The 20,193-nt window shown below is 41.5% G+C and carries 21 protein-coding genes; 5 read left to right on the forward strand and 16 right to left on the reverse strand.

Features of this window, described 5'->3' with window-relative positions; translation table 11 throughout:
* The 9 genes from ABZB17_RS08600 to ABZB17_RS08640 form a co-directional block, all read right to left on the reverse strand.
* The coding region (locus tag ABZB17_RS08600; protein ID WP_372649424.1) for a YdeI family protein at positions 1 to 203 on the reverse strand (203 nt) is incomplete at its 3' end.
* 94 nt (positions 204 to 297) lie between these two features.
* Complete coding sequence (locus ABZB17_RS08605) at positions 298 to 1,614, reverse strand: M56 family metallopeptidase (protein WP_372649426.1); 1,317 nt, start codon at positions 1,612 to 1,614, stop codon at positions 298 to 300.
* 15 nt (positions 1,615 to 1,629) lie between these two features.
* Positions 1,630 to 1,914, reverse strand: a complete 285-nt coding sequence (locus ABZB17_RS08610) for a hypothetical protein (protein ID WP_372649428.1) — start codon at positions 1,912 to 1,914, stop codon at positions 1,630 to 1,632.
* Positions 1,915 to 1,916: 2 nt separating this feature from the next.
* A complete protein-coding gene (locus ABZB17_RS08615; RefSeq protein ID WP_372649430.1) occupies positions 1,917 to 2,294 on the reverse strand; it encodes a BlaI/MecI/CopY family transcriptional regulator in 378 nt (125 codons plus the stop codon).
* A gap of 169 nt (positions 2,295 to 2,463) precedes the next feature.
* Positions 2,464 to 3,180 carry a hypothetical protein gene (locus ABZB17_RS08620; RefSeq protein WP_372649432.1) on the reverse strand — a complete coding sequence of 239 codons (717 nt, stop codon included), beginning with the start codon at positions 3,178 to 3,180 and terminating at the stop codon, positions 2,464 to 2,466.
* 192 nt (positions 3,181 to 3,372) lie between these two features.
* Complete coding sequence (locus ABZB17_RS08625; protein WP_372649434.1) at positions 3,373 to 4,080, reverse strand: hypothetical protein; 708 nt, start codon at positions 4,078 to 4,080, stop codon at positions 3,373 to 3,375.
* Between the two features lie 192 nt (positions 4,081 to 4,272).
* Positions 4,273 to 7,614, reverse strand: coding sequence for a transcription-repair coupling factor (mfd, locus tag ABZB17_RS08630; RefSeq protein WP_372649436.1), 3,342 nt, complete (start codon positions 7,612 to 7,614; stop codon positions 4,273 to 4,275).
* A 92-nt stretch (positions 7,615 to 7,706) separates the two neighbouring features.
* Positions 7,707 to 8,129, reverse strand: coding sequence for a hypothetical protein (locus ABZB17_RS08635; RefSeq protein WP_372649438.1), 423 nt, complete (start codon positions 8,127 to 8,129; stop codon positions 7,707 to 7,709).
* A gap of 36 nt (positions 8,130 to 8,165) precedes the next feature.
* Positions 8,166 to 8,726: a peroxiredoxin gene (locus tag ABZB17_RS08640; RefSeq protein WP_372649439.1), complete on the reverse strand. Its 561-nt coding sequence runs from the start codon at positions 8,724 to 8,726 to the stop codon at positions 8,166 to 8,168.
* A 241-nt stretch (positions 8,727 to 8,967) separates the two neighbouring features.
* On the opposite strand from ABZB17_RS08640, the gene ABZB17_RS08645 reads away from it, so the two are divergent.
* Positions 8,968 to 9,384, forward strand: a complete 417-nt coding sequence (locus tag ABZB17_RS08645) for a hypothetical protein (protein ID WP_372649440.1) — start codon at positions 8,968 to 8,970, stop codon at positions 9,382 to 9,384.
* Here the strand turns inward: ABZB17_RS08645 and ABZB17_RS08650 are convergent.
* From ABZB17_RS08650 to ABZB17_RS08680, 7 genes are all read right to left on the reverse strand, one after another.
* The gene (locus ABZB17_RS08650) at positions 9,381 to 10,124 is read right to left on the reverse strand and encodes a hypothetical protein (RefSeq protein ID WP_372649442.1); all 744 of its coding nucleotides are present in this window, start codon (positions 10,122 to 10,124) and stop codon (positions 9,381 to 9,383) included. The genes ABZB17_RS08645 and ABZB17_RS08650 overlap by 4 nt on opposite strands.
* An 83-nt stretch (positions 10,125 to 10,207) precedes the next feature.
* A complete protein-coding gene (locus ABZB17_RS08655) occupies positions 10,208 to 10,942 on the reverse strand; it encodes a hypothetical protein (RefSeq protein WP_372649444.1) in 735 nt (244 codons plus the stop codon).
* A 3-nt stretch (positions 10,943 to 10,945) separates the two neighbouring features.
* Entirely contained in the window at positions 10,946 to 11,398 is a 453-nt protein-coding gene (locus ABZB17_RS08660) for a GNAT family N-acetyltransferase (RefSeq protein ID WP_372649446.1), read from the reverse strand.
* Positions 11,399 to 11,609: 211 nt separating this feature from the next.
* Positions 11,610 to 12,119: an endonuclease domain-containing protein gene (locus ABZB17_RS08665; RefSeq protein ID WP_372649448.1), complete on the reverse strand. Its 510-nt coding sequence runs from the start codon at positions 12,117 to 12,119 to the stop codon at positions 11,610 to 11,612.
* A 12-nt stretch (positions 12,120 to 12,131) separates the two neighbouring features.
* Positions 12,132 to 13,490: a GntP family permease gene (locus ABZB17_RS08670; protein ID WP_372649450.1), complete on the reverse strand. Its 1,359-nt coding sequence runs from the start codon at positions 13,488 to 13,490 to the stop codon at positions 12,132 to 12,134.
* A gap of 30 nt (positions 13,491 to 13,520) precedes the next feature.
* Complete coding sequence (locus ABZB17_RS08675; protein WP_372649451.1) at positions 13,521 to 14,648, reverse strand: Gfo/Idh/MocA family protein; 1,128 nt, start codon at positions 14,646 to 14,648, stop codon at positions 13,521 to 13,523.
* A gap of 60 nt (positions 14,649 to 14,708) precedes the next feature.
* The gene (locus ABZB17_RS08680) at positions 14,709 to 15,740 is read right to left on the reverse strand and encodes a galactitol-1-phosphate 5-dehydrogenase (protein ID WP_372649453.1); all 1,032 of its coding nucleotides are present in this window, start codon (positions 15,738 to 15,740) and stop codon (positions 14,709 to 14,711) included.
* A 442-nt stretch (positions 15,741 to 16,182) separates the two neighbouring features.
* Here ABZB17_RS08680 and ABZB17_RS08685 point away from each other — a divergent pair, with 442 nt between their 5' ends.
* From ABZB17_RS08685 to ABZB17_RS08700, 4 genes are all read left to right on the forward strand, one after another.
* Entirely contained in the window at positions 16,183 to 16,872 is a 690-nt protein-coding gene (locus tag ABZB17_RS08685) for a succinate dehydrogenase cytochrome b subunit (protein WP_045025920.1), read from the forward strand.
* 16 nt (positions 16,873 to 16,888) lie between these two features.
* Positions 16,889 to 18,829, forward strand: a complete 1,941-nt coding sequence (locus tag ABZB17_RS08690) for a fumarate reductase/succinate dehydrogenase flavoprotein subunit (protein ID WP_372649455.1) — start codon at positions 16,889 to 16,891, stop codon at positions 18,827 to 18,829.
* 73 nt (positions 18,830 to 18,902) lie between these two features.
* Positions 18,903 to 19,262: a four helix bundle protein gene (locus tag ABZB17_RS08695; RefSeq protein ID WP_372649456.1), complete on the forward strand. Its 360-nt coding sequence runs from the start codon at positions 18,903 to 18,905 to the stop codon at positions 19,260 to 19,262.
* Between the two features lie 43 nt (positions 19,263 to 19,305).
* Entirely contained in the window at positions 19,306 to 20,067 is a 762-nt protein-coding gene (locus ABZB17_RS08700; RefSeq protein ID WP_372649457.1) for a succinate dehydrogenase/fumarate reductase iron-sulfur subunit, read from the forward strand.
* Positions 20,068 to 20,193: the final 126 nt, after the last annotated feature.

Raw genomic sequence — 20,193 nt, forward strand, 5'->3', positions numbered from 1 at the left:
GTATAACATTCATCGTCGATACGGTTTACCAAGCCGTCGATCCAGCCGTAGCACAGTGCAGTTTTTACCGAGTCGTCGTATGAAATGCACGGTTTCCCAGTGTGCTTTTTGTAGTAAAGCAGAAATAATTCCTTTTCCTTATCGTGGTTCTGCTCCAGCCACTTTTCCCATTCGCTATTACTCCTGAAATACTTTTTCTGCATAGTTCTGTTTTTGGTGAATAGGTACAAGTTAAAAAAAACACCCGATGACCAAAAGCCAACGGGTGTCAAAATGATTATTCTTGTTTTCTGTTCTTTACTTAAACTCTACATGCATCATGTATTTTACCGGAACAGCTTTGCCGCGCTGTTTACCCGGTTTCCAGTCTTCCAGTTGGCTTGCAATGGCGTAAGCTCCTTTTGCTGCAGCGTCGTTGTCTTTCTCAACAATTTTAATGTCGCTCACTTCGCCTTTGGCATTCACTGTAAACAACACCTTGGCAGAGCCTTTAATGTTTTTCTCCCTGGCGAGTTTCTTCTGCATCTTCTGAACTAACATTGCCAATTCAGGTTGACCACCAGGGTATTCCGGCATATCTTCTACAATGAAAAATACTTCCTTTTCTCCGTTAATCGCAGGTGGAGGCGGTGGCGGAACATTCTTTTCTCCTTGCTGAACAAGCTTCTCTTCTTTTGCAGGTACAGGTGGTGGTGGCGGAGGAACATTGGTTGAGATAATAATAATTTCATCCTCCATTTTGTAGTTGCGTTTGTATACTTCACCATCCTTTCCGGACAGAATTCCTGCGTAATCGTCAACAATGGTTTTTTTACCAATAAAGGAAAGCACGATTGCTGTCTTTTCTGGGATTTCGAGTGTAAACCGGCCTTGCAAGTCGGTAACACATCCCGTTGTTCCTCCTTTAACAACCACGGAGGTTCCGGGTAAAGGTTCGTCGTTTTCATCAACTACCAGACCTGAAATCTTCAATGTTTTAGTAACTGAAGTTGGCTGATTGGCTATTTCCGGTTCATTTAACTCCTGCATCCGGTAATCCGGTTCGGCAAAAGCGAACAACAACAGCGCAAGTGCGGGCAGTGCCCAGGTAAATCGTATCAGCCGGCGGGCCGATGTTTTCTTTTTCGTCATCATTTTTAATCGATTTGTGCTTAGGGCAAAATTCAGGTTATTGGTGATGCCAATAATTTGCATGCCCATCAGCTGGTTTACTAATAAAGCCTGGTAGCGGCCCACAGTGTGTCCCTGCGCAAGAACACCTTTGTCGGCCAGGTACTCATGGTTTTGTTTAATTGCTCGTTCAAACATCCAAATAAATGGGTTGAACCAAAAGATGACTGTTAACAGTTCTATAAAAAGCAGGTCGAACCAGTGATTCTCACGAATGTGCACTTTTTCGTGAGCCAGAATTTCCGGCAGGTCGTCCTGTGTATGAAATTTCGGATTGATAAATACAACGTTGAAAAATGAAAAGGGGAGTCCGTATTTTTCGTTTTCCACCACGCGCATGCCGTTTAAAGATGTTACGCGGTATTTTATCATTAAATGAATAAGAACAAAAGTTTGGGTAAGCAATCGAAGCAGAAAAATTGCTGCTCCTGTGAGGTATATCAACAGAATTGCCTGTTGTCAGCCAAACGCTGTGGTATTTTCTTCTGCTCCCTTAAAAACAGGAATATTTTTAAAGGTATCGGCTATGGTGTGTGCGCCGGTTTTTGCACCTTCAGTTGCTTCAATAAAAACCTCGTAACGAACCGGTATTAAAGGAAGCAGAATGGCCAAAAGCAATGATCCTATCAGAAACCAGCGGTTGGCTGCATGAAACGTTTCGTTGCGAAGAAACAACCAGTACACCAGGTAGAAAAGAACAATTCCTCCGGATGCGTTTAATAAATAGAACAGAGAAGTTTCCATGGCTAGTCTTTCTTTTCTTTGTTTAATTCGTTTTCTGTCATCTTTAGCATTTCTTCCAGCTCTTCAATTCCCAGGTTGTTCTCTTTGGCAAAAAAGGTGGCCATTTTCGGGAACGAGCCGTTGAAGTAGTTTTTCAGTAGAGATGAAAACTGGACTTTTGTGTAGTCGGTTTTACTAACTGCAGGCGAAAAAAGATTCGTATTGCCAATTTTTTTGTGGGTAACAAATCCCTTTTTCTCCAGAACATTTAGAACGGTTGCAACAGTAGTGTAGGCCGGTTTATCATCGCCAAATTCGTCGACTACCTGTTTAACAACTCCCTCTTTTAAATTCCAGAGAATATGCATTACCTGTTCTTCCGCTTTTGTTAATGTTTTCATCCTTTAAATTGATTATATACTCGTACAAAATTATTTTCTACTGCAAACATAGTACTAAAAAACTAGAAACAAAACTATTTTAATAGAAAAACTACTACAAAAATAGTAGATAGAAAAAGAGCATAAAAAAACCGCCTGAAAAACAAGCGGTTGTATTGATTTGTTTTTTTTAGTTTTCAAAGATGAATTCTTCCGAAGCTATTGCAATTGTTTCTATTTGATAGAAAAAATTAGCATTGGTTGCACCGTCTTCAAATATCATTGCCTGAACTTCAATAGTATAGGTTTCGCCGCTTGTTAATGATGTTTCCCATGATCCTGTACTTTGGTTAGCAGTGAAACTATCCTCATCATCTGCCAGAATGTAGCTGTTAAAAACTATTTCATCGTCGTCATTTAAAATCTGAACAGCATAACCCTGCGCATCATCATTGTTGCTCCATTCAACATAAACCGATTCGCTGCTGGTTGTTACGCCAACTGAATCGATTGTAGGGATATCCACATCTGTAAAAATATGATTTTCAGTGGCTGTATATTCTACACCGTTGCTAAATACCAAAAAATCATAATTTTCTGTTGCCGGAGCAGTTGTGGAAAAGTCTTCAGTTGAAGCGTCATAAGAATAGGTAAGTTTTTGCGCATCTGCTGCTGAAAGTGTAAGCGTTGAATCGCCTGGAAAGTCAACGCTGGCCGAATCCATTTTCATGTTGGCGTAGGCGTAATAGCTTAACGCAAATTTTTCTTCGCCGTCGATTGTTCTTTTAAAGGTAACAACCTCACCTACAAAGTTAAATGGTTCCGGATCATCATCGTTACATGCCCAAAACCCGGTTACAATAAACGCTAGTAAAACTAATTTGCCAATTTTCTGAATGTTAATCATTTGTCTTTGTTTTTTAAATTTAATTTGAGTTATTCTGATTTCTTTTATCTATTGGTAGATGCAATTGGGCTAACAATAGTTGCTTGGCAAATTGTTTTTTTTCGATTGTAATTAATTTCGGCGATGAGCTTACGAAAAGGCACAAAAAAAACCGCCTGAGATACAGACGGTTTATATGTCATTGCAAATTGTTTATTGCCATGTAACTTCTTGCTCGGTAACAGCAACTTCCTGAATGTTTTTAGCCGCATTTAAACTGGTGGCATCATCTTCATATCTAATTGTCAGGAATTCTAACGTATAAACATTGCCTGATTCCGGGGTTTCGTACCACGCGCCTGAAGCAGTGCTTGTACCAATATCTAAACGAACCATTTGTTCTGGTAAGGCTACGCTAAAGAAAGCGATATCGCCACTTTGGTTAATCAATCTAATTTGATAACCTTCTGCAACGCTATTGGTTTCCCACTGTACGCTTAAAACGTTATTTACCATATCTGCCGAAGAAATGGGTGTAAAATCAATATCATCAAAATCAAGCAAGTCAGCAGATTCGTGGGTAATGTCCTCGTTTATCACTAAAAACTGGTAATTGCCCTGAACAGGGGCAGCGGTGCTGTATTCGGCCAATGCAGGCTCTTTTGCGTAAGTATTTAGATTTTCAGAAGCCGGATCCAGAGTCAAATTCGCGGCACCGGGAGTTGTAACCTCGGCGTGGGTCATTGGCTGGTTACCCCATGCCACATAAACGTTGGCGTATTGTACTTCGTCGTTAACAGTACGTTTAATTACATAAACATCGCCAATCACCTCGAAGGGAACTGAGTTGTCGTCGTCGTTGCAGGCAAAAAATCCGGCAACAATTAAAAAGATCGTTAGTGTTTTTCCAATTTTCATCATCGTGTCCATATTTCTAATTTTTAAAGTTATTCAGAGTTCAATTATTTTTTTGATGTTGTTTCTATCGATTTGGTTGTCTTGAAATGGCAATATCGTGAATTTTTTTTAAACAACATCTACTAAATACATCAAATTGAGTGTATTGGAAAACGTTAAGCTTCCCAATAAATTGCATTTATTGTGAAGTGGCGATCAACTTTTTAGTTCATCAATAATCTCACGAAGTATGTAATCAGCCGTTTCTACATTCGGAACATTTGAAAAACTAAGAGTTAGTTTTCCATTTGTTTCTTTCATCCGGCCTTTCGATTTTCCTTTTTGTACGTACTGCACAATTTTAATAAAATCGCCCGATTGATAGAACGACGACTGCTGATCGGAAACAAAGTAGCAGATCATTTTTTTGTTTTTCAGAATGATCCTTTCCATACTCAAATCGATGGCTTTCCAACGTAGTGGTAAAATGTCGATCAGTTCACGGCTTTCGCGCGGAAGTTCTCCAAAACGGTCTTGCAATCCTTTGGTAAAATTGTCCAGCGCTTCCTTGCTTTCAATATTATCCAGCTCGCGGTACAGCATCATTCGCTCCGAGTTTCCCGGAATGTAATCGCTCGGGAAAAGCAGTTCCATGTCGGTGTCGATGGTACAGTCGTTCACGTATTTAATATTCAGGAAAGCCTGCGATTGCGCCTTGTCTTCTTCGGCAAACAAATCTTTAAACTCGTCGTGCTTTAACTCCTGAATGGCTTCGTTTAAAATGCGGTGGTAGGTTTCGAAACCAATGTCGGCGATAAAACCACTTTGTTCGGCGCCAAGCATATTTCCCGCTCCACGAATATCGAGGTCTTGCATGGCAATGTTAAAACCGCTGCCCAGTTCCGAAAACTGCTCGATGGCCTGCAAACGCCTGCGCGCTTCGGCACTAACCGTTGAAAGTGGCGGTGCTATCAGGTAACAGAATGCTTTTTTGTTCGAACGGCCAACACGTCCCCGCAACTGGTGCAAGTCGCTTAAGCCAAAATTCTGCGCGTGGTTAATTATTATGGTGTTGGCATTTGGTATGTCAAGTCCCGATTCGATAATAGTAGTGGCAATCAGCACATCGAACTTACCGTTTATAAAATCGAGCATCACTTTTTCCAGCTTCGGCCCTTCCATTTGTCCGTGGCCTACCACTGTTTTTACACCCGGAACAATACGTTTTATCGTTGCTTCAACTTCGTAAATATTCTGAACACGGTTATGAATAAAGAAAACCTGCCCGTTTCGATCTATTTCGTAAAGGATGGCTTCTTTTATCATCTGCTCGTTAAAACCGTGCACCTCGGTAACAATGGGGTAACGGTTGGGTGGCGGTGTTTGTATAATAGATAAATCGCGGGCACCCATCAGCGAGAATTGTAAGGTACGCGGAATTGGCGTTGCTGTGAGTGTAAGCGTATCAACATTTACTTTAAACTGCTTCAGTTTTTCTTTTACCGAAACACCAAATTTCTGCTCTTCATCAATAATCAGCAAGCCAAGATCTTTAAATTTCACATCTTTACTCACCAAGCGGTGGGTTCCGATAATAATGTCGGTTTTTCCGTCGGCAACATCTTTTAATGAAGCTTTTACCTGGGCGGTCGATTTTAGGCGGCTTACGTAATCAATTTTTACCGGGAAATCCTGCAAACGGTCGGTGAATGTTTTAAAATGCTGAAAAGCCAGTATTGTTGTTGGCACCAAAACGGCCACCTGTTTACTGTCGGTAACGGCTTTAAAAGCCGCCCGGATGGCAATTTCCGTTTTTCCAAAACCAACGTCGCCACAAACCAGACGGTCCATCGGCATAATTTTTTCCATGTCCTCTTTTACGGCTGCTGTTGACTTTTCCTGGTCGGGTGTGTCTTCGTAAATAAACGATGCTTCCAGTTCGGTTTGCAGGTACGAGTCGCGCGAAAAAGCATAACCTTTTTCAGCACGTCGTTGGGCATACAGGGCAATCAGTTCTTTGGCAATATCCTTCACCTTCGCTTTGGTGCGGTTTTTCATTTTTTGCCATGCACCGGTGCCCAGTTTGTTAATTTTGGGCTCGCCACCGTCTTTGCCTTTGTATTTCGAAATGCGGTGTAGCGAGTGAATACTCACCAGCAGCGAGTCGTTATCTTTATAAACCAAACGAATGGCTTCCTGCATTTTTCCGTTTACTTCCGTGCGCGCCAACCCTGCAAATTTCCCAATTCCGTGATCGATGTGAACCACATAATCGCCCGGGTGCAGTTTATTCAGTTCTTTTAATGAAATTGCTTCGAGTTGCGCTTTTCGGTTTTTCAATTTAAAACGGTGGTAACGCTCAAAAATCTGGTGGTCGGTGTAAAAACAGGCTTTTAGTTCGTGATCGATAAAACCTTCGTGCAGTACAAAATTCACCGGATTGAAGCTGACTTTAACGCCCGTATCTTTAAAAATTGTTTGCAGCCGCTCTATCTGTTTTTCCTGGCTGGAGAGAATAAAAAGCTCGTAGCCGTTTTTTTGGTGATCCGTCAGATTCGATGCCAGCAGTTCAAAATTTTTGTTGAAAACCGGCTGGCTCGAAGTGGCAATTTCTATTTTTTCATCGGCAGAAAAAGCCAGGTCGTTACCAAAATCAAAAATAGTTTTTGCCTTTAATTGCTTTTCTAATTCGGCTGAAGTTAAAAGCAGATCAACAATATCTTCCTCTTCACGAGCAATAATGGTCTGGCGGTGCAGTTCTGCCATCCGGTCGACAAACTGGTTGGTATTATTACCAAACCACAGGCTTTCTTTCTGCTGAAACTCGATAAATGAAATTCGCTCGCCTTCAACCGAGCTGTTTTGAATATTCGGAACAATGGTAATGTGGTTTAAGCGCTCTTTCGACAGTTGGTTTTCAATATCGAAACAGCGTATAGAATCTACTTCATCGCCAAAAAAATCGAGGCGATAAGGATCTTCGTGCGAAAACGAAAAGATGTCGACAATACTACCGCGCACTGAAAACTGACCGGGTTCATACACAAAGTCTACCCGATCGAAACCGTATTCGTACAAAAACTCGTTAATAAAGTCGATAGAGATTTTATCACCGCTTTTTACCTGCAGTGTATTGTTTTCGAGGCTTTCGTTAGAGATCACTTTCTCGATGATCGCCTCAGGATAAGAAATAACAAAGTAAGGCTTTTCTGCAGCTGACAGCAGGTTCAAAACCTCGGTGCGCTGCACAATGTTCTCTTGTTCCGGATTATCGTATTGCACCGACCGTTTGTACGACGATGGCAAAAACAGTGTGTTTTCAGCAAAACCAAGGTTGTTCAGATCGTCGAAAAAATAGGCTGCTTCCTCGCGGTCGTTAAGCAGTACAACACAATTTTTCTGAATTTCCTGAAATACCCTGGCAAGTAATATGGTTTTGGCAGACCCAATAAGCCCATGCAGGTGAATTTTTTCACCCGGGGGGGCAGCGGCTTTTTTTAGAACTTTGGCTGTAGCGCTATGCCCCTCGAAATATTTTAGAAACGTGGTTGTTTCCAAACTATAAATTTTTGGCAAAGATAATTTTTAACACACAGACGAAAATAAAAAGGGAGCAAATTTGCTCCCTTTTTATTTTATGCAAAGTTTTTTTACCAGCCAAGAGGCAAATATGTACCAGCTCCGTTTAAATGAAACTGAATAGTTAGATTTCCACGCTTGTTCAGCTTGGCGATTCCCTCTGTTAAAATGACATCACCGTCTTCTTCTGTATATTTTCTATCATTGCCGTTGTCGATATACAGATAATTGAATTCAAACCACCGATTTGGATAACCACCAAAATCCTGCATAAGAGGATGGCTCTCTTCAACCGTGATTTTTAAAGATTTTAAGAAATTTCCGTTGGGTGTAATTACTTCATGGGCAGGAGCATCAAATTCATATGATTCCTCTCCGTCGGAAATTGAAAATGTCGCAGTGTAATTTCTTACGTTCGCCTGGGCATTACTGTTCTTTACAGGAAGTAAAAAACACATCAGGCTAATAATTAAAATAGCTCTTAATTTTATCATCTTCAAATTGTTTATAGGTTTGTAAATCAATGCAATTTAAGAATTGTTTTTTATAAAATCCAAAATTTCGGCAGAGTCTTTTGTCGCATCCACTTCTGTATTCTTATAAACAATTGTTCCTTTTTTGTCGATTATGAATGTCCAGCGTGATGCTGTAGCTCCCCGAACAAGGTCAAAACTATGGCCATCAATTTCGCGGGTAATCGTACCTCCATCGCGTAACGGAACTCCGAATTTTTTGGCAATTTCACCATTTTTATCCGATAATAAAGGGAAATTGAGGTCGTTGGCCTTTTTAAAAAGTTTTAGCCCCTCAACATTGTCGCCGCTAATTCCAACCACAACGGCGTTGGCTGCATCAATCTGCGTTTTCATGTCGCGGTAGGCACAGGCTTGTTTTGTACAACCACCGGTCATAGCTGCCGGATAAAAATAAACCACAATAAATTTGTCGCCCAAATAATCGTTTACATTCCATGTTGAGCCATCGTCGGCCACGGTAGAAAACGACGGTGCTTTGTCGCCAACATTTAATTCCTGCGAAAAACTGCCAATAGATATGCTTAGTAAAAGTGCTGCAATTACAACTAATTTCATGACTAAATATTTTAATGTATGTCATTAATACAGATTAGTTTAAAAAATGTTTCTGCTAAGTATAATTTTTTATGAACTATACTGTAAAATACCGATGTAACAACAAAACGGAGCTTGTTTTATTTTGCTTTTTTGTTGTAAATCGGCATTAACAATTGTAAACTTTAAAATTCTAAGTAGAATTTAAAAGAACAATTTGTATAACATCAAAAAGGCATTTGAAATTATTTAATTTTAAACGATGGGACATGCTTATTCATATCGTTGCGATCATTGTGGTTTTACCGAAAGGTTTAATCAGGGGCACGGATTTCTGGTTCATTCGCAGCCGCTTAGCGACTACCTAAAACTACGCACCCGGATATTTCATTACAAAACGCATAATCTGCTACGGAAGATGGCGCAGGCCTCGGATAACCTGCATCTGAAAGCGGGTTTTCAAGTGTATAAATGCCCGCATTGTAAAACTTTGTATGACAAAATTGAGGTGACCGTTTTTGATGACGAAGCAGTGGTGCATAAAAGCGAATTCCGGTGCCGCGATTGTAATTTACGACTAAAACTTACCAATATTCATCGGCTGAAAAAGGCAATTTGTCCGCGTTGCAGGCAGCGTACTTTTCATCGCGATTACGCACAGCACGAACTTTGGGATTAGATTTTTTCTTCGCACTCGGCCTGATACTCGGCAAAAGTTTGGTTTGTTGGGTATTTTTTTGTGAGAATTTTAAAATGCTCCAGACCAACTTCGGGTTTGTCCTCAATTTTCTGGTACATACGAGCCAAAAAGAAATCGGCCACTGTATTTAAGATCACATTATCTTCGGAAGCAAATTTTTCCATTCGCTTTAGTTTCATTTCACGCGCTTCCGATTTTTTGGCGTTGGCAAAAAAGTTAATGTTCTCGATGTATTGATACATGATCACATAACTTTCGAAAAGCTTTTGTTCGTCGCCCGAAAAAGGCGGGTCTTCCTTTTCAATAGCTGCAATCAGATCCCTGATATCCGATCGTGCCGAAAGCATGCCAAATATGTTGAATTTCTTCTTTTCGTAACGCAGCTGGTAAGAGCGAACAATAATCTGTAGCATCTTTTTCTCGTAAGTATCGGTTTCGGGCAGTAACGATGCGTCGATTAATTCATCCAATTTATTTGAGTTTTCTTTTGAATAGGTGGTGCGGTATTTCCACCAGTGCAGATCGAGGTTCAGAAAAGTGCGGTAGAATTCGCTCAGCTCGTCCTTCCCGTTTGTGTAAGTTTTTTCAGCTTCGGTAAGGTTTTGTTGGTAGATTAAGGTGAAAATGCGGTTGGCAATGCTGTCGTTATTTACATTGTTGGCCCATGTTGACAGGCTAAAACACACCAGAAAAATTGAAAAAAATACCCTTTGAATCATCTCAAAAATTTTGTGTAAAGTAAAAAGTTTCTTTGATCAAAACTTTCGGATGAAAGAGAAAATTGTGCAAAATGTTTCAAAACCTATTTCAACTGCTCATTACATTCATCCAGCAGCTCCCTGAACTTTATATTTTCAGGGTAGTTTTTGTGCAGCCATTGAAAATAACCGACTGCATTTGACGGATCATTTTCGTATTTCAGCCATGTTTTCCCCAGGAAATAGGCAACCAGCGTTTTTGTAATCCGGCTTTCCGACTGGTACAAACGGGCCATAGTTTTTAATGCTTCGCTGCAGTTTTCTTTTTTGTCGGAAGCAAAAAACGGCTGTAAATAATTATCGAAATACTGAAATAAGGCGGAATACAACTGGTACATTTCCTGCTGCCCGGGCGGTAATGTTTCGTTGGGTTTCAGCGTGGTGAAAAGTGCCTTTGTTTCCTGCCGGGTTGAAATAGCTTTAATCAGTTTAAATCGTTTGAGTTCGTAACGCAACTGATACGACAAAGTAACCAGCCGAATCGCCTGTTGTGCAGATGATGCAGGAATGCCTGGAGAAAGTTGCTGTAAATCGTTTTCAAAGTCCGGGTAATCAGGTGTGTCGGTGCCGGTAACATTTTTCCAGTAACTCATGTCAACCGAAAGAACGGCGAAAAGAACAGAGTCGATATGGTTTTTGTTGGTGCGAAGCATTTCTTCTGCTTTGGAATAATGCTGGTTGTACATTTCGTTAAAAATGCGTTCAACAAGGCTGTCCTGCGGGGAGGCAAAACCCTGACTGCCCAGAAAAAGAAATAATAGAATTACAATTTTTCGCATCTGTTAGTTGACTTTGTTTTCAAACAACATTCCGTAATGCGGAATACCATCTTCAAGGTACTCGTCGGTTACGATTTTAAATCCCAGGTCTTCGTAAAATTTACGCAGGTATTTCTGAGCACTAATCTTTATTTTTTCGGGCTTCCAGTTTTCCAGAATATAAGTTTTGGCCTCTTCCATCATCTGAATTCCCAGCCCTGTTCCGCGCTCCGATTCTTTCACCACAACACGCCCAATGGAATAATCGTTAAAACGCGTGCCCGGTTTCAGCAAACGCGAGTAGGCTACAATTTGTCCGTCTTTTTCCATGAACTGGTGGATGGCATCCTTATCTAACCCATCCAAATCGTTGTAAACACAGTCCTGCTCAACCACAAAAATCTCTGCCCGAAGTTGAAGAATGTCGTAAAGTTCAGATGTTGTTAGTTCTCTGAAATGTTTAAATGTAAAAGTCATAGTAACAGCATGGAGCAAGGCGCCAGGCGCAAAGCGATTTGTTGTGCAATAATAATAAATTTTGATTATTCATCTGACCCCTAAATCCCCGAAGGTGACTTTTGGCCGGTGAAAAGAATTGGCGGTCTATAAATTATGCCACTGGCCTGGTTCCTCTCCGCCAAATGGCGGAAGGTTAAGTGGGGTGGGTTGTAGTAATTGAATGTTTTTATCAATAACCATTCTGACCCCTAAATCCCCAAAGGGGACTTTTGGCCGGTGAATAAAAGTTGCTGACCATTCTTGATGCTAAGAACCCAATTCCTCCCCCTTTGGGGAGGCTAGGAGGGGTCAATTTGTCAACTTCATTTTTTATGTTGAGAACTACTTCTTCAATATCATTTTCAACCTCTTCATTCGTAAAACGTACAACTCTGTATCCAACTGCAGCAAGCCTTTTGGTTCGCTCGTTGTCTTCTGCTTTTTTAAACAAATGGATTTTGCCATCCACCTCAATGATTAGTTTTATGGAAAGTGCGACAAAATCAGGAATGTAAAAATCGATGCTGTGTTGTCTTCTGAATTTTACGCCAAGTTGTTTATTTCGTAGCTTTTCCCAAAGCATGTTTTCCGCTTTGGTCATTTCATTCTTAAGTTTTTCCCTTTCGTCTTTATACTTTTTATAGAAATCTGAATTGGCAGTCTGCCAGCCTGGTTTTTTGTTTGGGTTATCTGAGTCCATAATCTGTTGCAATTAAACAAACAAACTAGCCAACATAGTAAAAACCAGTCCGCAAACTGCAATTATCGATTCCATAACCGTCCAGCTTTGCAGGGTTTGTTTTTCGTTCATTCCAAAATATTTACCAACCAGCCAAAATCCACTGTCGTTTACATGCGATAATAAAGTTGCTCCCGATGCAATGGATAGTACCACCAGTGCACGTTGCGGGTCGTTTAAGCCAAATTCGCTTAATATCGGTGCAATTATCCCCGCTGCGGTAATCATGGCAACGGTTGCCGAGCCTTGTGTTACGCGTACAACAGCCGCTAAAATCCAGGCCAGTAAAATTGGTGGAAGTGCAGAATTTGCCATCGATTCGGCCATCATTTTACCGATTCCCGAATCAACTAAAATTTGCTTGAGTACGCCTCCTGCACCGGTTATTAAGATGATAATACCTGCCGGGCCAAGTGCTTTAGTGCTCAGATCGAGAATTGTTTGTTTTGACATACCTCTTTTTATACACAAAACATAAATGGCAATTAGGGTGGCAATTATCAGGGCCGAAAACGGATGCCCGATAAATTCAACACCATCTGTCAGCGCTGATTTTTCGATCACTCCTTTTTCAACAAGTAACGAGGATAAGGTATTTAGTAAAATTAATACAAGTGGTATTGAAATAATGAGTGCTATAACGCGAAACGTAGGAAGGTTTTGGTCTTCTTTTTCTTCTTCGGAAGAGTTTAAAAACTCGGCGGGAGGTAAAATGTGTATTTTTTTTGAAATGTATTTTCCCCAGAGAGGACCCGCGATTACCGCCGTTGGAAATCCGAGCAGAACACCGAAGAATATAACCCAACCCAACTGGGCATTCAAAATATCGGCTACGGCAACCGGGCCAGGCGTTGGAGGAATAAAACTGTGGGTAACAGCAAGTCCGGCTAAAAGCGGGATGCCGTAATAAAGCAGCGACTTTTGGGTGTCTTTCGACAAGGCATAAATAATAGGTACCAGTATGATAAAACCAACATCAAGAAAAACCGGAATAGCTACAATAAACCCGGTAATCACCATCGCCCATGATGCTTTTTCTTTTCCGAACTTTTTCACTAAAGAGTGGGCGAGCGAAATGGCACCTCCCGAACTTTCAAGCATTTGACCGAAGATGGCGCCCAGGCCAACCACCGTAGCCACAAAACCCAGCGTACTTCCCATACCGTCCTGAATGCTCTGAAGAATATCGTTCAGCGGCATTCCGGTGAGAATTCCAACATAGATTGAAATGATAAGTAACGAAATAAATGCACTGATTTTTAATTTGAGCACCATAAGAAGCAGTAGTGCAACTGCCGAGGTGACCAGGAAAAAAATAAAAAATGTTGACATCGTTTTTAGGTTTTGTTTGTGTAAGTTCTGTTATAACAGCCTTCCGTCCATATCGTCTCGCCCTGTTTCGGGTTGAAGCGGAAATTTTACCGGCCGGTTGTCGCGAGTTGATCGATAAATGGCAGTAAACAACTCCACTGTTTTTCTTCCTTCTTCTCCGCTTACCAGGGGATCGGTATTTTGGCGCAAAGCCACTAAAAAATCTTCAATTTGTTTTTCCATGTAATAAACCGTTGGATCAAAGGATTGAAAAAAAGCCGCATCTTCTTTTTTCCATTTATCGAGGTATTGTTCTTCACCGGGAACAGTCCAGATGTCGTTTACAGGAGGTTCCAGTATCCCCGACATTCCGGCTATAAACATGGCCCCTCCGTCGGTTTGAACGCCCACCGAAGCACCATTGTCGCCATGCACATGTACTTTCCCGTAAATCCCGGGTTTGGTCGAATTACTAACGATGATGTTACCAATACCGCCATTTTTGAATTTTATAATTGCCACCGCCGTGTCTTCCACTTCGATGTAGGGATGATTCAGGTTTTTCGAAACGCCGTAAACTTCATCAATTTCGCCCATGTACCACAACAAAATATCCAGTTGATGAGGTGCCTGGTTGACCAAAACGCCACCGCCTTCCATTTTCCAGGTTCCCCGCCACGCGTCTGAATCGTAATAGGCTTTATCGCGCCATCCCAATATATTTACGGTTCCAAAAACAGGCTTTCCGATTTTACCATCTTCTATCGCGTTTTTTATTCTTTTTACAGGCTCGTACCAACGCCGCTGACTGATAACTCCAAGTTTAACACCATGCTTTTTGCAAACACTTATCATTTCATCAGCATCAGCAAGTGTTGATGCCAGCGGTTTTTCAACCAAAACATTAGCTCCGGCCCCGGCAGCTTCCAGGGTTGGCCCGAGGTGAAATGGATGAGGCGTGCAAACGATGGCCAGGTCAATCTTTTTTTCAGAAACAAGCTCTGAAATATCGGTAAAGGCTTCGATGTCGTATTTGGATGCGAAACTTTTTGCCGTTTCCGGGGTTCGGCTCCACACACCTGATAACCGGGCATTAGGAATGTTTTGGATGGCTTTGGCATGAAGATGAGCTACTTTACCGCAACCCAGAATGGCTATGTTGAACAGATTTTTTTTCAAGATAAGTTAAGTTTTATGGTTTACTTTGATTTAGGTATTTTCGGAAAGGAATGAAGGATTTTATGGTGCAAGAATAACTTTTTTCAAACCGACCTCTTTGTTGTACAATCGCTTAAACCAATCGGCACCCTCCGAAAGAGGAGCAACAGCCGAGATCATTTCATCCACCTTGAGTTTACCGGCATCAATGAGTTGAAGTACAGTTTCATATTCGCCCCTGATGGCACAACTTCCCAATATTTTTATTTCGCGGGTAACCACACTTTGAAGCGGGAAATTGATGTTGGCAGAAAGGTTTCCAACCAGCACCACTTTTCCTCCTTTTCTCACAATCTCGATAGCATTGTTAACGGTCGGTGCTAAACCAACAGCTTCAAAAACCTGGTCGATTCCGCGTGAATTTGTTCGGGCTAAAACCTCTTTTATCAGATTATCTTTGTTGGGATTCAGAATGACTTCAGCGCCAAATTTTTTGGCCATATCGAGTTTTGAACTTTCAATATCAATAGCAAAAAGCGGCGAGGCATTGGAAAGCGACAAAAGTTGAATAAGGAACAAACCGATCATTCCGGCACCGACAACAGCAGCACTCTCGCCCAATTGTAATCCCGATTGTTTAATGGCATGAAGTGCAACGGCAGCAGGTTCGACCATGGCTGCCTGCTCAAACGAAACATTATCGGGCAGTCTGTACAAAATATGCTCCGGCACCGTTACATATTCGGCAAAAGCACCGTGTTTTTTGTAAGTCCCCGGCGACACGCCAAGTACTTGTCTGTTCTCACTAAGGTTGTAATGTCCGTTCAAAGTGTACCAGTCGTTTAAAGGATATATCGTTGAGTCGAAGGTTACCCTGTCGCCAATATTCCAGCCTGACACTTCGCTTCCGAGAGCTTCGATAACCCCCGACGCCTCGTGACCCATTATAAGCGGTGGTTTTCTTCTTCCGGTACTACCGTCCATCCCGTGCACATCAGAGCCGCAAATTCCGCAGGCTTTTACTTTTACAAGTACTTCATTTGGGGCCGGAACGGGTTCGGCAACCTCTTTATAAACCAAATCATTGTAATTTTCGAGTATCAGTGCCTTCATACTTTTTCAATCTGATAGTTGGATTTAAATATAGATATATGAGCGGACGTTAGCAAGTTAACAACAGAACTCTTTTACATTCTGATAAATACAGATGCATCTTAAATTCAGGCAAGGTCATTTTAACCTTGTTTCGGAATTTCTGTGATATAAAGCATCTTAATCCGTGAATTAACAGACATCATTAGGAATCGAGGTTGGATGGTTGAACTCATGTCCAAAAAAAGTGATTGAAATTTCTGTCTTTCTTACGATTTATCTCCTTACTCACTTCCAAAATCTCATTATTCAAACGCTGTATTTAAACCCAAGATTAAATCATTTGTAGAAACATTTTAAATTAGCTATTTTAGATTGCCTTTTTTGCTGGTATATTTGCGTTCGTCTACATTTGTGGCGCTTTAAGCAAAATTCAGAATCAACCAAAAATAAATAATAGATTATGAGCAAATTTTTAACAGCCTCGATTGGAAGAAAATTTGTGATGAGCCTGTCGGGATTATTCCTGGTAGTGTTTATTGCAGTCCACTTGGGCCTCAACTTATTACTGATTTTTGACAACAGCGGTGATTTGTTTAATCAGGGAGCTCACTTTATGGCTACTAACCCCCTGATTAAGATTATGGAACCTATCCTTGGATTAGGTTTTATCATTCACATTGTTTGGTCATTCTTCCTTGAGTATCAAAACTGGAAAGCACGCCCGGTTAAGTATGCGAAAAAGAACATGAGCGGAGCAAGCTCGTGGGCATCGCGTAATATGCTGGTTTTAGGTGGTTTGGTTTTGGTATTCCTTATCATCCACATCATTAACTTCTTTGTTAAAATGAAATTTACCGGTGATCCGCTTTTGGCCGAAGTAACCATCAACGGCGAGCACATGCACAATGCGTACGCATTGGTTTCGTCTGCTTTTATAAACAGCGCTGCACTGGGTATTTTCTACATTCTTGGTGGTATTCTACTGGGAATTCACCTGTCGCATGGTTTCTGGTCGGCTTTCCAAACCTTGGGTTTAAACAACAAACATTGGTTAAACCGCTGGAAAGTTATTGGTACGATTTACGCAATTCTTATTGCAGTGGGTTACGCCGTTATTCCACTTTATTTCATGTTAGGATTGTATAAATAAAAAAGAGGAAAGAATTATGAGCATTTTAGATAGTAAGATACCTGAAGGGCCGTTGGCAGAGAAGTGGAGCAAACACAAAGCTGCCATTAAAGTAGTGAGCCCTGCTAACAAGCGTAAATTAGAGATTATTGTTGTAGGTACCGGTTTAGGTGGTGCCTCGGCAGCTGCTTCATTAGCAGAATTAGGATACAAAGTTAAGGCATTTTGTTACCAGGACAGCCCGCGTCGTGCGCACTCAATTGCTGCACAGGGTGGTATTAATGCTGCAAAAAACTATCAGAACGATAACGACTCGGTTTACCGTTTGTTCTACGATACCATTAAAGGTGGCGACTACCGTGCACGTGAAGCTAACGTTTACCGTTTGGCCGAAGTTTCGCCAAATATTATCGACCAGTGTGTTGCACAGGGCGTACCTTTTGGCCGCGAATACGGTGGTTTGTTAGATAACCGTTCGTTTGGTGGTGTGTTGGTAAGCCGTACGTTCTACGCACGCGGGCAAACCGGTCAGCAGTTGTTAATTGGTGCTTACCAGGCATTAAACCGTCAGATTTCGAAAGGTGCCGTTGAAATGTACAACCGCCACGAAATGCTGGATTTGGTTAAGATCGACGGAAAAGCCCGTGGTATTATTGCCCGCGACCTTGTTTCGGGCGAGATCAAACGTTTTGGTGCACACGCCGTTGTTGTTGCAACCGGTGGTTACGGAAACGTATTCTTCCTGTCGACCAACGCAATGGGAAGTAACGGATCGGCTGCCTGGCAGTGTTACAAACGTGGTGCTTTTATGTCGAACCCATGTTTCGTGCAAATTCACCCGACTTGTATTCCTGTTCATGGCGATCAGCAGTCGAAACTGACCTTGATGTCGGAGTCGTTGCGTAACGATGGCCGTGTTTGGGTTCCAAAGAAAAAAGAAGATGCAGTAAAATTGCAGAAAGGTGAAATTGGTCCGAACGACATTCCTGATGAAGATCGCGACTTTTACCTGGAAAGAAGATATCCTTCGTACGGTAACCTTGTACCTCGTGACGTTGCATCGCGTGCAGCGAAAGAACGTTGCGATGCAGGATTTGGAGTTAACTCTGAAGGTAAAGCAGTATTCCTCGACTTTAAATATTCGATCGATCGTTTAGGTAAAAACGTAATTGCACAGCGTTATGGTAACCTGTTCCAGATGTACGAAAAAATTACCGACGTAGATCCATATACTGAGCCAATGATGATTTACCCGGCTATCCACTACTCAATGGGTGGTACCTGGGTTGATTACAACCTGATGACTTCGGTTCCTGGTTTGTACTCAATTGGTGAAGCTAACTTCTCCGATCACGGTGCTAACCGCCTGGGTGCTTCGGCACTGATGCAAGGTTTGGCTGATGGATATTTTGTGTTGCCATACACTATTGGTGATTACCTGGCTGATGAAATTATGACGCCAATGGCCGACACAAACGCTCCTGAATTTGCAGCGGTTGAAAAAGACGTAAAAGACCGTATCGAAAAATTGTACAACATTAAAGGATCGAAGCCGGTTGACTATTTCCACAAAAAACTCGGACAGGTAATGTGGGATTACGTTGGTATGGCCCGTAATGCTGAAGGTTTGCAAAAAGCGATCGATATGATTAAGGAAATTCGCGAAGAATTCTGGAAAGACGTTCGTATTCCGGGCGAATTGAATAACCTTAATCCTGAGTTGGAGAAAGCCGGTCGTGTTGCCGATTTCTTCGATATTGGTGAATTGATGGCTCGCGATGCACTCGACAGAAACGAATCGTGTGGTGGACACTTCCGTGAAGAGTCGGCTACCGAAGAAGGTGAAGCAAAACGTAACGACGAAAAATTCACCTACGTATCGTGCTGGGAGTACAAAGGAGAGGGCGCAGAGCCGGATATGCATAAAGAAGATTTGGTATTTGAGAATGTGAAGCTTACGCAGCGTTCTTACAAATAATTATGAGAGTATAGAGTAGTGAGAAATTAGTATTGAGAAGAAGAAAAATCAGGAATCAATAAAAGCAAAGAAGATGCATCAGTTTAAAGAATTGAAAGTTTGGCAAAAAGGAAGAGTTCTTGTTAAAGAAATTTACCAGGCAACTCACGCATTTCCTAAAGATGAGCTTTTCGGTATCGTTTCACAAATGAGAAGGGCTGCTGTTTCAATTCCAACTAACATTGCTGAAGGATGTGGAAGAAATAGCGACAAGGAATTGGGCCGTTTCTTAGACATTGCCAACGGTAGTGCATTTGAACTGGAAACTTTAATGATTTTAAGTCTTGATTTAGAGTATCTTTCTCAAAACAAATTCGAAGAGTTTGATGCAAAACTTAATGAAGTCCAAAAGATGATTTTTGGTTTAAAGCAATCATTAAAAATTCACGATTAAGGTCTCATTACTCATATCTATAAATCTAAAAATCTAGAATAAAATGGCTGATAAGATTCTAAAAAAACTCAAAATAAAAGTTTGGCGTCAGAAGAATGCCAAATCAAAAGGTAAATTCGAAACATATACAATCGAAAATATCTCAACCGGGTCTTCTTTCCTTGAAATGATGGATATCCTGAATTTCCAGCTTATTGAAGAAGGAATTGACCCAATTGCTTTCGACCATGATTGCCGCGAAGGTATCTGTGGTACTTGTAGTCTGTACATTAATGGCCGCCCACACGGACCAGACACTGAGGTAACTACTTGCCAGTTGCACATGCGTAAGTTCAAAGATGGCGAAACCATTGTTATTGAGCCTTGGCGTGCACGTGCTTTCCCGGTAATTAAAGACCTTGTGGTTGACCGTACTGCCTTCGAGAAAATTCTTCAGGCTGGTGGTTTCGTATCGGTAAATACCGGTGGTGTTCCTGATGCCAATACAATTCCTATTCCGAAAGATGACGCTGAAGAGTCAATGGATGCAGCAGCATGTATCGGTTGTGGTGCTTGTGTGGCAGCTTGTAAAAACTCGTCGGCTATGTTATTTGTTTCGGCAAAAGTTTCGCACCTGGCAAAATTGCCTCAAGGCAAAGTTGAAGCTGCGAGCCGTGCCAAAAACATGGTGGCCAAAATGGATGAATTGGGTTTTGGTGGATGTACCAATACGCAGGCTTGCGAGGCCGAGTGTCCGAAGAGTATTTCCATTACAAACATTGCACGTTTGAACCGCGAATACCTGAAAGCAAGAATTAGCGAATAAAAATTATAAGCTATAAAGTTGAAAAGCCTTCTCAGTTTCTGGGGAGGCTTTTTGTTTCTAACCCTGTTAACTTCGTGCGAATATAGAGACAGGAAGGTCTTAAAATAAGGTCCTTCGCTAAAAACA

The organism is Draconibacterium sp., from assembly GCF_041583095.1.
Lineage (GTDB): Bacteria > Bacteroidota > Bacteroidia > Bacteroidales > Prolixibacteraceae > Draconibacterium.

What these genes read in the sequence shown, in the direction of transcription:
- ABZB17_RS08610 (WP_372649428.1), bottom strand. Translation starts at nt 1,914, where the DNA reads ATGGAAACTTCTCTGTTCTATTTATTAAACGCATCCGGAGGAATTGTT.
- ABZB17_RS08620 (WP_372649432.1), bottom strand. Translation starts at nt 3,180, where the DNA reads ATGATTAACATTCAGAAAATTGGCAAATTAGTTTTACTAGCGTTTATT.
- ABZB17_RS08670 (WP_372649450.1), bottom strand. Translation starts at nt 13,490, where the DNA reads ATGTCAACATTTTTTATTTTTTTCCTGGTCACCTCGGCAGTTGCACTA.
- ABZB17_RS08680 (WP_372649453.1), bottom strand. Translation starts at nt 15,740, where the DNA reads ATGAAGGCACTGATACTCGAAAATTACAATGATTTGGTTTATAAAGAG.
- ABZB17_RS08700 (WP_372649457.1), top strand. Translation starts at nt 19,306, where the DNA reads ATGGCTGATAAGATTCTAAAAAAACTCAAAATAAAAGTTTGGCGTCAG.
- ABZB17_RS08645 (WP_372649440.1), top strand. Translation starts at nt 8,968, where the DNA reads ATGGGACATGCTTATTCATATCGTTGCGATCATTGTGGTTTTACCGAA.
- ABZB17_RS08635 (WP_372649438.1), bottom strand. Translation starts at nt 8,129, where the DNA reads ATGATAAAATTAAGAGCTATTTTAATTATTAGCCTGATGTGTTTTTTA.
- ABZB17_RS08615 (WP_372649430.1), bottom strand. Translation starts at nt 2,294, where the DNA reads ATGAAAACATTAACAAAAGCGGAAGAACAGGTAATGCATATTCTCTGG.
- ABZB17_RS08665 (WP_372649448.1), bottom strand. Translation starts at nt 12,119, where the DNA reads ATGGACTCAGATAACCCAAACAAAAAACCAGGCTGGCAGACTGCCAAT.
- ABZB17_RS08640 (WP_372649439.1), bottom strand. Translation starts at nt 8,726, where the DNA reads ATGAAATTAGTTGTAATTGCAGCACTTTTACTAAGCATATCTATTGGC.
- ABZB17_RS08655 (WP_372649444.1), bottom strand. Translation starts at nt 10,942, where the DNA reads ATGCGAAAAATTGTAATTCTATTATTTCTTTTTCTGGGCAGTCAGGGT.
- ABZB17_RS08660 (WP_372649446.1), bottom strand. Translation starts at nt 11,398, where the DNA reads ATGACTTTTACATTTAAACATTTCAGAGAACTAACAACATCTGAACTT.
- ABZB17_RS08695 (WP_372649456.1), top strand. Translation starts at nt 18,903, where the DNA reads ATGCATCAGTTTAAAGAATTGAAAGTTTGGCAAAAAGGAAGAGTTCTT.
- ABZB17_RS08690 (WP_372649455.1), top strand. Translation starts at nt 16,889, where the DNA reads ATGAGCATTTTAGATAGTAAGATACCTGAAGGGCCGTTGGCAGAGAAG.
- ABZB17_RS08650 (WP_372649442.1), bottom strand. Translation starts at nt 10,124, where the DNA reads ATGATTCAAAGGGTATTTTTTTCAATTTTTCTGGTGTGTTTTAGCCTG.
- ABZB17_RS08685 (WP_045025920.1), top strand. Translation starts at nt 16,183, where the DNA reads ATGAGCAAATTTTTAACAGCCTCGATTGGAAGAAAATTTGTGATGAGC.
- ABZB17_RS08625 (WP_372649434.1), bottom strand. Translation starts at nt 4,080, where the DNA reads ATGATGAAAATTGGAAAAACACTAACGATCTTTTTAATTGTTGCCGGA.